This is a genomic window from Prevotella conceptionensis 9403948, from assembly GCF_000312305.1.
Lineage (GTDB): Bacteria > Bacteroidota > Bacteroidia > Bacteroidales > Bacteroidaceae > Prevotella > Prevotella conceptionensis.
The window spans coordinates 25,221-36,484 of record NZ_HE999447.1 but is presented as its reverse complement, the minus strand read 5'-3'; the positions used below and the strand labels follow the sequence as shown (position 1 = coordinate 36,484).

The 11,264-nt window shown below is 45.9% G+C and carries 9 protein-coding genes; 5 read left to right on the top strand and 4 right to left on the bottom strand.

From position 1 onward, the window contains the following. The 4 genes from BN93_RS08050 to BN93_RS08035 form a co-directional block, all read right to left on the bottom strand. On the bottom strand, positions 1-335 hold a 335-nt coding region (locus tag BN93_RS08050; protein ID WP_044260203.1), incomplete at its 3' end, for a ThiF family adenylyltransferase. A gap of 55 nt (positions 336-390) precedes the next feature. Further along, positions 391-723 (bottom strand): hypothetical protein, encoded by a 333-nt coding sequence (locus BN93_RS08045; protein WP_009229587.1) that lies wholly within the window; start codon positions 721-723, stop codon positions 391-393. A 130-nt stretch (positions 724-853) separates the two neighbouring features. Beyond that, positions 854-3,202 carry a TonB-dependent receptor gene (locus BN93_RS08040; RefSeq protein ID WP_019187833.1) on the bottom strand — a complete coding sequence of 783 codons (2,349 nt, stop codon included), beginning with the start codon at positions 3,200-3,202 and terminating at the stop codon, positions 854-856. A gap of 214 nt (positions 3,203-3,416) precedes the next feature. Beyond that, the gene (locus tag BN93_RS08035) at positions 3,417-5,162 is read right to left on the bottom strand and encodes a phospho-sugar mutase (protein ID WP_009229589.1); all 1,746 of its coding nucleotides are present in this window, start codon (positions 5,160-5,162) and stop codon (positions 3,417-3,419) included. Between the two features lie 232 nt (positions 5,163-5,394). On the opposite strand from BN93_RS08035, the gene BN93_RS08030 reads away from it, so the two are divergent. From BN93_RS08030 to BN93_RS16790, 5 genes are all read left to right on the top strand, one after another. Next, entirely contained in the window at positions 5,395-5,721 is a 327-nt protein-coding gene (locus BN93_RS08030; RefSeq protein ID WP_009229590.1) for a DUF4491 family protein, read from the top strand. A gap of 2 nt (positions 5,722-5,723) precedes the next feature. Further along, the gene (rlmH, locus tag BN93_RS08025; protein ID WP_009229591.1) at positions 5,724-6,194 is read left to right on the top strand and encodes a 23S rRNA (pseudouridine(1915)-N(3))-methyltransferase RlmH; all 471 of its coding nucleotides are present in this window, start codon (positions 5,724-5,726) and stop codon (positions 6,192-6,194) included. Between the two features lie 427 nt (positions 6,195-6,621). After that, entirely contained in the window at positions 6,622-9,960 is a 3,339-nt protein-coding gene (locus BN93_RS08020) for a glycosyltransferase family 117 protein (RefSeq protein ID WP_019187832.1), read from the top strand. A gap of 127 nt (positions 9,961-10,087) precedes the next feature. Continuing rightward, positions 10,088-10,699 (top strand): polysaccharide deacetylase family protein, encoded by a 612-nt coding sequence (locus tag BN93_RS08015; protein ID WP_019187831.1) that lies wholly within the window; start codon positions 10,088-10,090, stop codon positions 10,697-10,699. After that, the coding region (locus BN93_RS16790; protein WP_019187830.1) for an epoxyqueuosine reductase at positions 10,677-11,264 on the top strand (588 nt) is incomplete at its 3' end. The genes BN93_RS08015 and BN93_RS16790, both read left to right, overlap by 23 nt.

Sequence of the window (11,264 nt, the reverse complement as noted above, 5' to 3'; positions counted from 1 at the left end):
TTCAGGTCTACCTCGTCCGCATTTTCCGGCAAATAAAACATCTTATATTTACCAACCACACATGCAGGATTAATGTCGTAGATGCGTTTCTCTATCGCATCAACCTTCGCTTGTTCCAGTGTAGAGTGCAAAGCAATCACTTGTCGGTTCAGATTGGTTATGTTTACCGTGTCTGCATCAAAGACATCAATGCAGCCAACACCACTTCTTGCCAGCACCTCTACGGCATATCCCCCTACTCCACCAACGCCAAACACAGCCACTTTACTGCCTTTAAGTCGCTCTACGGCATCTTTGCCAACAAGCATTTCGGTTCTGCTAAATTGATTTTCCATACTTTCCTATCTGTATTTACGCTTATGGCATGTCCCAACAAGTGCGTTTAACCAGCTACACCAGTGCAGCATTCAGCACAACTTCCCATTCCATGCCCCATTTATCCTCGATTTTCTTCGAGTAGTTCTTTATCACATAATAGTCGTTTGCATCCTTATGATACGCAAAACAGCTGTTAACCCCTTGAATAATCCATTTTAAAACGTTCTTTTCATTGTTGTTCAACACATTGAGCGATACATAGCTTACTAGTTCTTGTATCTTAGCCACATCAAACTCTCCTAGTTCAAATAGCTTATAGCAAAAACTATCCTCCACTTCATCGTCTTTGTTTATCGCAATCAAACTTTGGTTCTCGTTTTCGCGTTCTAAATGTACTGTCCTCATGTTTGTTTAATTTATGATGCACGTTGCACCGAGATAAACTAGCCAACAAATAAATGTAGTGGTTCATTCTTGTTAGTGAAACTTAGAGCGAGCAAACATCATTTTTAAATTATAAATCCCCCGAACGCTATTAATAAAATACATCTACACCTTTTTCTAAGCCGTCGTTGTGCAGCGTGCGGTTAGCCTTATCCTTCCCTTTTCCAAAGTTGAGCCGATATGTTGCACCCAACACAAGCATGTTGGCGTTGTCTCTTATACTCTGTATATGGTATTCGGGATGCACGTCTGACACGGTTATGCGTTCATATTTACTTCCACGGCGGGTGAACAGGTTTGCTCCCATTATCGTGAAATGCCACTTTTTACATTGATACTGCACCTTTATCATGTTCCATCTCTCATTAGAATAAGAGGTGTTTCCTTGCAATTCAAACTTGGGCTCAATCTCATGTTTTGCCGACAGCACCCATTTCCCAAAATACATGGCAGCACTTAACGAGGCGTAAAAACGTTTGCACGAATGGGTTTGAGTGGGTAACGGCACCTGATAGCTATCCCAACCTACGTTACCCCATAACGTTGCAAAGCCAAATAGTTCTTTTGCAGACAATTCCAATTCGAGGTTTAGCTGATTAGTAGACCGTCCGTTAATCGCTTTGCTTAAAAACTTGTCATAGTACGGGTTCGAAACTTCGCTGATATAGCTATACGAATAATAGATGGGGTTAAACGTTTTGTTGTGCGACACCCACAAAGTAGACGTGAATTTTGCTTTGGAAAAGCGCAGATAAACCCTGTTTCGAAGATAGGTAGAGGGCTTTAAGCTGAGGTTTCCTTGTCTGATAGATATGTCATCAATCACCTGTATCAAATCAGATTGTTGCGAAATTCCTGGTAACGAAGGATTAAGCAAAAACAAATAGTTCAGTGACCAATTGGGCGAAAAGGCATAATTGGCATTGACATTCACTTTCATCCGTACGGCATTGGTCTTATAGGCGTTGTTATCTGCATAATTGTAGATGCCACTAAGATTTAAACCATAACTCAGTTGTTTTGCGTTACCCACTATTTGTGCATACAGCGTTATGCGGTTTTGGTCTATCGTTGCTTGCTTTAATACACCATTTTCCAGCTGCATGTTGTCTGTTGCATTATAATAGTTTTGTATTCCCACACTGGTTCTTAGGGCTTTAAAGGTCTTGGAATACATGATGTCTGCACCAACACGCCACGACTTGTTCTCGGTTGAGCTCATCAACGTGTCGTTATTTAGGGGGGTGTCGTATACATTCATATAATCCCTGTCGTAAGTTCCTGACGAACGCCTGCCATAAACGTTTGCTTCAATGTGTTGGGTCTTGTTTAATTGCTTGCGAAAGAACAGGTCGAAATTGGGCGAAACAAAACCAAGTTTCCAGCGTGTATGGTTTGTATAACGAGAGACCTTGCCCTTGTAACTTTGCGTATTCCACGAATTATCGCTGATTTTTTGGTCTTCAAAGCCAATACCAACCTTTGTCGACATCATGGTATTGGGGTTGTGCAAATAGGTGTAAGCCAAAGATAATTCGTTACTTAAATAGTTGAAGTCGCTAGGCATTCCGTTCCTTTCTCTCGACACAGGCTCATCCCTACCGATAAAATCGCCTTTCGAACTGATTTCTCGTTTGTTATAGTCGCGCCAATTGGCGGCATAGTTCAGTTCCCATTCCGATTTTCCGTGGTGGTAGTCAATGCCAACATTGCCATTAAGAAAGCCCGTTGTTACGCCAGACAACACATTTGCCATCACCGAGCCACCATTTTGGCTAGGATTAAGAATGATGTTAATAACACTTCTGCCGTCATATCGCAGGTCGGGTGTGTCGCTATACTCTATGCGTAATACGTTTTTAGGGTTCAATGAGAGTATTTTGCTTAGCTCGCATGGTTTTCCGTTAACCTTAAACACAGGTGTGGCGTTGTCTACCTGCACCGTTTGCAATATCTCGTTAACAGCTAAACCTGGCATTTTATACTGTAAAGCGTTGAGCAAGGACAATCCGTTTGCCGACTGCCCCAACTCCTTTTTCGTAGGAATGATAATGTAACGGCCGGCTTTCTGCATAACCGACTCTGCCGTTACAACGACATCACCCAACGTTACTTGGCGCTCGAACAGCGTTATCGTGCCCAAATCAACAAACTGGCTGGACGTTCCCGATATGTTGATTTGCAAAGGAACAAACGTATCTTTTGTTATTTCGATAGACAAGGTAGAATCGTTTATTTCGGCAGATACGAACTGCCCCAGCTTGTTTGTCTCTATTTCTATAACCTTTGTTCCGACTTTGTTCCTGCCAAGAACGAGGGCCTCGTACAATGGTTTGCCAGTGGCGTCTACAACCGTACCTTTAACAACATAGGCTAAGGCTGATGCTGCTTGTGTAAGTAGCAGCAAGGCAATGATGGTTATAAGCGAAAACTGTTTCATGCATTAAACGTTGAGCTTGTGAGATTGAAAGCTGAGGATTGGAAATGACACAAAGGATGTGGGGGAAGATAAGCTAATGGAAATCCCCAATCAGTGTTATGCCAATTGGGGATTTCTTACACTACTTTGAAAGTCTAAATCTACTTCAATTCAGTTTTTCATTGTCTTAATACATTCTTAAACAGAACGCGTTAGACTTTTGAGAAACAAAACGTTATAGGCCTAACGACTTTTTAATCTCTTCAATTTTCTCGTCGGCCTCCTTGTTGCAGCGTTCATAGCAACCTGCGCATTTCATTTCGCCTTTCACTTCAAGGTAGAACTTAATCTTTGGTTCTGTACCAGAAGGGCGGACAGACACTTTTGTTCCGTCTTCGCAGAACCATTGCAGCACGTTGCTTGTTTCTGGCATGTGGAGTTTTGTTACCACTCCGTTGGCATCGGTTTGCTCCAACGTCTTGTAGTCTTTGGCGATGACAACCTTCGAACCTGCAATTTCTTTGGGAGGATTGTTGCGGAACTTCTCCATCATTGCCTTTATTTCGTCGGCTCCGCTCTTTCCTGGTTTCACAACGTTGATGGTAAACTCCTTAGAGAAACCATACTCCAAGTAGATGTCCATTAGCAGTTCGTAAAGCGTTTTGCCTTGATCTTTGGCATAAGCGCAAATCTCTGCCAACAGCGAGCAGGCCGAAACGGCATCCTTGTCGCGAACGAAGTCTTGCGCCATAAAGCCATAACTTTCTTCGCCACCGCCGATGTATTGTTGCTTTCCTTCCGATTTACGTATCTCGTTGGCAATCCATTTAAAGCCCGTATAGCAGTCGCGCATCTCGATATGGTTCTTGTCGGCAATCTTCTTGATAACTTCTGTGGTAACGATAGTCTTCACAATGAAGTCGTTTGGTTTCATCTTACCCGTCTTGATGCGGTTGGTGATGATGTAATAAAGGAAAAGCAAGCAAGTTTGGTTGCCGTTGATAAGCACCCATTCGCCCTTATCGTTCTTGCAAGCCATGCCCACGCGGTCGGCATCGGGGTCGGATGCCATAACAATATCGGCGTCTATCTCCTTGGCATCGCGTAGTGCAAGGGTTAGAGCCTCGCCGTTTTCAGGGTTAGGACTAACCACTGTGGGGAAGTCGCCACTTCTTACCATCTGTTCTTTCACGCAATGTACGTTTTCGAACCCCCATAGTTTGAGCGAGCGTGGAATGAGCATCATACCCGTACCGTGTAGTGGTGTGTAAACGATTTTGAGGTCTTTCTGGCGTTCGATAACGGCAGGATCGATGCTAATGGTTTTCACCATGTCGAGGTAAATCTTGTCAACCTCCTCGCCAATAATCTCAATCAGTTCGGGATTACCCTTAAATTTCACGTCGGCCACCTTCACTTTATTCACCTCGTCGATAATTCCCTTATCGTGTGGAGCCAGCACTTGTGCGCCGTCTTCCCAATAAGCCTTGTAGCCGTTGTACTCTTTGGGATTGTGGCTAGCCGTAATGTTCACACCACTTTGGCATCCAAAGTGCCTGATGGCAAACGAACACTCTGGCGTTGGGCGCATATCGTCGAACAAATACACCTTAATGCCATTGGCCGAGAATATGTTTGCAACCGTCTCGGCAAATAAACGGCTGTTGTTTCGGCAGTCGTGGCAAACGGTAACCTTTATCTGCGGCAGGTTGGCAAAGTTCTTTTTCAGGTAATTGGCCAGTCCTTGTGTAGCCATGCCCACGGTGTAGATGTTCATTCGGTTGCTGCCCGCGCCCATGATACCGCGCAAACCGCCCGTTCCAAACTCCAAATCCTTGTAAAAGGCGTCGATAAGACCCGTCTTATCAGCATTTTCCATCAGTCCTTTCACTTCGTTCCGCGTTTGTTCGTCAAACTCGGAAGTTAGCCATTGCTTGGCCTTTGCCTCGCATTGAGCTATCAGTTGAGCGTTATTCTCCATAATCTATTTATTAGTATATTAAATTTATGTTCCCAATCAAGCCGACAACGTTGTCGTTATCAGCATGGCAAAGATAATAAAAAAATACTTTCGGGCGCATATTTTCATCCTTTAAAATAAGGAAAAAACAAAGTACCGGTCACATTTCTTTGGGAAGTACGCATATTTTAGGTACATTTGCAAACGTATTTAGCGAAACAATAATTTAAAAACAACATCCATATAGAACATCATGGAACTTTATTTCACAGGCATTATCATAGCCGTAAGCACTTTTCTTATCATCGGCATCTTCCATCCCATCGTTATTAAGGTAGAATATTACTGGGGAACTCGTCAGTGGTGGGTGTTCCTTATCTTGGGCATCGTCGCCGTCTTAGTGGCCCTCATGGTGGCTAATGTTATCGTTTCTTCGATACTTGGCGTGATTGGTGCATCCTTTCTTTGGGCTATTGGCGAACTGTTCGAACAGAAAAAGCGTGTAGAACGCGGTTGGTTTCCCATGAACCCTAAACGCAAACACGCCTACAATCTAGAGCAGCAAAAGAAAGCTGCGTAGCCATGAAAGTGGAACTTTTGCTCGTTGGAAAAACGGTTAACAGTGTGTTTGTGGCCGGTATTGCCGACTACGCCAAGCGCATAGGCCATTATATACCATTTAACATCAACGTTATTCCCGAACTTAAAAACACCAAGAACATCTCTGCCAATCAACAAAAAGAGGCTGAGGGCGAGCTGATATTGAAGAAGTTGCAGCCAGACGACCACTTGGTGTTGCTCGACGAGCATGGTAAGGAGTTGCGCAGCATTGAGTTTGCCCAATGGTTAGAACGTAAACAGCACGTTGCGCGCCGCTTAGTGTTTGCCGTTGGCGGCCCTTATGGTTTTAGCGAGGCGGTTTATGCTCGTGCGAATGAGAAGATAAGCCTTTCAAAAATGACGTTTTCGCACCAAATGGTGCGCCTAATCTTCACCGAACAGCTTTATCGCGCCTGCACAATTCTTAAAGGAGAGCCTTATCATCACGAGTAGAAACAGGAAACGAAAGGGAGTTGTGGGAAATATTCGTGAATGAAAACGCGACAGTTTGTAACACCTAACGCACAGATAGAATTGGGAAAAAGACTGGTACCGCGATGCTCCCCATTTTGCCTTATTACTAAACTAGCATCAGTACAGCCGCTTGTACCGAGGCTACAAGGCCCCTTGTACTGACACTACAAGCCCCTTGTACTGACACTACAAGCCGCTTGTTCTGCCGCTACAAGATGCTTGTAGCATCACTACAAATGGCTTTGTACTGATTAGTTAATCACAAAGTGGGTACACAAACAAAAGTTCAAAACCATTTTTTTTGCCTATAATGATGTGAAACATAGGCCAATTATTTTGTACTTATCGCGATTTGCGCTATCTTTGCACCCATATTTCGAAATAAAAACTTTTATTATACCATTTCATGAAACAGTACAAGTTAGTGGACAACGTGCTAGGGTGGCTCGCCTTTTTTATTGCTGCCTTCGTATATTGTTCTACAATCGAACCCACTGCAAGCTTTTGGGACTGTCCTGAGTTTATAACCACAGGCTACAAATTGGAAATCGGACACCCACCTGGGGCACCTTTCTTTATGCTCACAGCCAATTTGTTCTCACAATTTGCCAGCGATGTAACGCAAGTGGCTAAGATGGTGAACACCATGAGTGCTTTGTTGAGTGCCACAACCATTCTATTCTTGTTTTGGACCATCACCCACCTTACGCGTAAGCTTATCGTTAAGGATTGGGGTAGCATGACGTTGAGCAAGCTTATCGCCATAGAAGGTTCGGGATTGGTTGGCGCGTTGATTTACACTTTCAGCGACACGTTTTGGTTTAGTGCCGTAGAAGGCGAGGTTTATGCCTACTCTTCGGCTTTCACTGCCATCGTGTTTTGGCTTATTCTGAAATGGGAAGACCATGCCGACGAACCTCATAGCGACAGATGGCTTGTGCTTATCATGTACATGACAGGGCTTAGCATCGGCGTTCACTTGCTTAACTTGCTTTGCATACCCGCCATTGTGCTGGTGTTTGTTTACCGCAAGTTCCCCAACATCGAGGTAAAAGGCTCACTCCTTGCCCTTCTTGTGGCCTTCGTTCTCGTTGCAGCCGTGCTTTACGGCGTTATTCCGGGCATCATTACTGTTGGCGGATGGTTCGAGTTGTTCTTTGTTAACACACTTGGAATGCCGTTCAACACGGGTGAAGTGGTGTATATTGTGCTTTTGGTAGGTGCCATTATTTGGGCCATCTACGAGAGCTACTCGCAGAAAAGCGAGAAAAGAGAAAACATTTCTTTCATCGTTGCATTCGGTTTGTTGGGTGTTCCGTTCTACGGCTACGGCTGGTCGGCCTTCATCATTGGCGCAATTGTTCTCGGTATATTATATTATGTGCTGAGCTATAAGCGCAAGAACGAGGCCAAGAAGTTGGTTCCGCTCATCACTTCGCGCATCAAGAACACGGTGTTGCTCTGCTTGTTGATGCTCATGATTGGCTATTCAAGCTACGCAGTTATCGTTATTCGCTCGTTGGCTAACCCGCCAATGGACCAAAACTCGCCCGAAGACATCTTTACGCTGGGCAGTTTTCTCAGCCGCGACCAATATGGCGACAACCCCCTACTCTATGGCCAGGCCTTTACATCGCAGGTGCAACTAGACAGAGAGGGCGACATGTGCAAGCCCCGAATGAAAGAGGGCGCGCCCATCTATCAGCGTAAGGAGAAGGCTAGCAAAGACGAGAAAGACTCTTATTTCGTTGTTAGCAGAAAGAACAAGTACGTTTATGCGCAGAACATGTTGTTCCCACGCATGTGGAGTCCACTTCATGCGCAATCGTATAACGACTGGTTAGGAGGCATTGACGGCTCAGAAGTGCCTTACGACAGGTGCGGAGAGACCATGATGATAAAGATGCCCAGCCAGATGGACAACATTAGGTTCTTCCTTTCGTATCAATGTAACTTCATGTATTGGCGCTACTTCATGTGGAACTTTGCAGGAAGGCAGAACGATATGCAAGGAAACGGCGAGTTGGAACACGGCAACTGGATATCGGGTATCAGTTTCTTAGACAACGCCCGACTGGGAGATCAAAGCAAACTGCCCGACGAGTTGAAGAACAACAAAGGCCACAACGTTTACTATTGCTTGCCCTTGTTGCTGGGTCTTATCGGACTTTTCTGGCAGGCCTTCCGCGGACAACGTGGCATAAGGCAATTCTGGGTGGTGTTCTTCCTCTTCTTCATGACGGGCTTGGCCATTGTTATCTACCTTAACCAAACGCCATCGCAACCGCGCGAACGCGATTATGCCTACGCCGGCTCGTTCTATGCCTTCGCCATTTGGTGTGGTTTGGGCGTTGCAGCCATTATCGACCTGCTTAAAAAGCGTATTAAGGTAGAAGGTACTATCGTATCGGCCGTTGTTGCTGCGCTATGCCTTATCATCCCTATACAAATGGCTTCGCAAAACTGGGACGACCACGACCGTAGCCATAGGGATACGTGTCGCGACTTCGGACAGAACTATTTGATGACCCTTCAAGACGAAGGCAATCCCATTATATTCACCAATGGCGACAACGACACATTCCCCTTGTGGTACAACCAAGAGGTGGAAGGTGTGCGTACCGATGCTCGTGTTTGCAACCTTAGCTACTTGCAAACAGACTGGTACATCGACCAGATGAAACGTCCTGCATACAATTCGCCCTCAGTGCCCATCACATGGCCGCGACTTGAGTTCTGTTCGGGGACCAACGAGTATGTTGAAGTGGTGCCACAAGCCAAACAACAGCTGCTCGACTTCTACAAGAACTATCCCAAAGAGGCCAAAGCTAAGTATGGCGACGATCCGTTTGAGTTGAAGAACATCCTTAAAAACTGGGTTCGCTCTAAGGATAAGGACGCTCACTTCATACCCACCGACACGGTTTACGTTACTATCGACAAGGAGGCAGTGAGAAAGAGCGGCATGATGATGGCTAGCGACAGCATTCCTAACCGCATGGTGATTTCGCTGAAAGGCAAAAATGCCTTGTATAAGGGTGACTTGATGATGTTGGAGATGATTGCACAGAGCAATTGGGTACGTCCGATATATGTTGCCTCGACCGTTGGACAGGAGAATTACATGAACCTTGGCGACAACTTTGTGCAAGAAGGACTGGCCAACCGCATTACGCCGTTCACAACGAACGCGCCAGGTGCGAAGAACTTCGATACGCAAAAGACCTACAACAACGTGATGAACCGCTACAAGTACGGCGGATTGTCGCGCAAGGGTATCTATATCGACGAAACGGTTATGCGCATGTGCTACACCCATCGCCGAATAATAGCTCAGCTGGCACTGCACCTTATCTCCGAAGGCGACAAGCAAAAGGCAAGCAAGGTGCTGCAAAAGGCTGATAAGGAACTGCCTGCTTACAACATCCCCTATAACTATATGAATGGCGGATTGGACATTGCTCGTGCTTACGCATTGCTTGGACAGACCGCGAAAGCTAAGGAAGTGGCAAATGCCGTGTGGACAAACGCCCAGCAATACCTTAACTGGTACTTGACGCTCGACGGCTCGCGCTTTGCCAATTCGATGAACGACTGCATGTACCAGATTTACGTTCTCAGGCAAGCTGCATCCGTAATGGGAATGGTTGACAAGCAAACGGCGGCCCAACAAGAAAAGAAACTGAACATGCTGTTTAAGCAATATCAGGAAAAAGGCGGGGCTATGCCCATGGGAGATGAATAAGGAATATACATGACGATGTGCAAAGCAGGTGTAAAAACTAGAGTTAGTCTTAGCCACGCAAATGCTCTTGGCTATGGCAAACGCTGGTTCTTGCACCTGCTGCACGTCTGATACCACTGTTTGAACGATGATAATCGAACAACCCGCAATATGGTTACGCTGGCTTTATCCACATGCCCTGTGGCGTATGGATAAGAACGACCGTTCCGTTTACCTCACTTTCGACGATGGCCCAATACCCGAATCCACCCCTTTCATTCTCGAAACGCTAGCTAAGTTTGGGGCTCGTGCCACTTTCTTTATGGTTGGCGAGAACGTTGAACACCATCCCGAACTGTACCAACGCATCGTAGATGCAGGGCATCGGGTGGGAAATCACACCTATAACCACATGGGTGGAGCCAAGCACAGCATCAAAACATACACCGACAACGCAAGGCGGGCCGACGAACTGATACATTCCAACCTGTTCAGACCGCCACACGGATGGATGCGCCCTAGTCAATACGCATGGTTAAGCCGTACATACAAGGTGGTGATGTGGGACCTCGTCACACGCGATTACTCGAAGTGGATGACGGCCGAAGACGTTTTCAACAATGTTAAGCGTTATGTGCGCAATGGTTCTATCATCACTTTTCACGATTCGCTGAAAAGTATCGACAAGCTTCACTTTGCTTTACCTCAGGCATTAGAATGGTTAAAGGAACAAGGGTATGAGTTTAAAACTTTCGAATGAAATCAAAGCCGAGGCCAAACGCCTTGGCTTTTTTGCTTGTGGCATAGCAAAGGCCGCGCCCGTAGAGCCTGCTACGGCCGCTGAAGTGAGGCGGTGGCTCGACAATGCGTGCTTTGCCGAAATGGCATACATGAACAATTATACCGACAAACGCCTCAATCCGCAATTGCTCATGCCCGGTTTAAAGTCTATTGTGTGTGTAGCCATGAGCTATGCGCCTGCCCAGCGCATGCCAGAAGGACAATATCAGCTGGCCAGCTACGCCTATGGGCAAGACTATCACGAAGTGGTGAAGGGTAAGTTGCGGCAGTTGGCAGCACATTTCGGGTTCGAACCATACATCGAAGAAGGCGTTTCGCCCTCCCCTTCTGTTGCCGACAGTCCTCCAAAATATAGAGTATTCTGCGACAGTGCGCCCATCTTGGAACGCTATTGGGCGGTAAAGGCTGGCTTGGGGTGGACAGGTAGAAACCATCAGCTTATCATTCCCAAGGCCGGTAGCATGTTTGTGCTGGGCGAATTGTTTCTCGACATCGAGTTAAACTACGATGAAGAGATGCCCAAC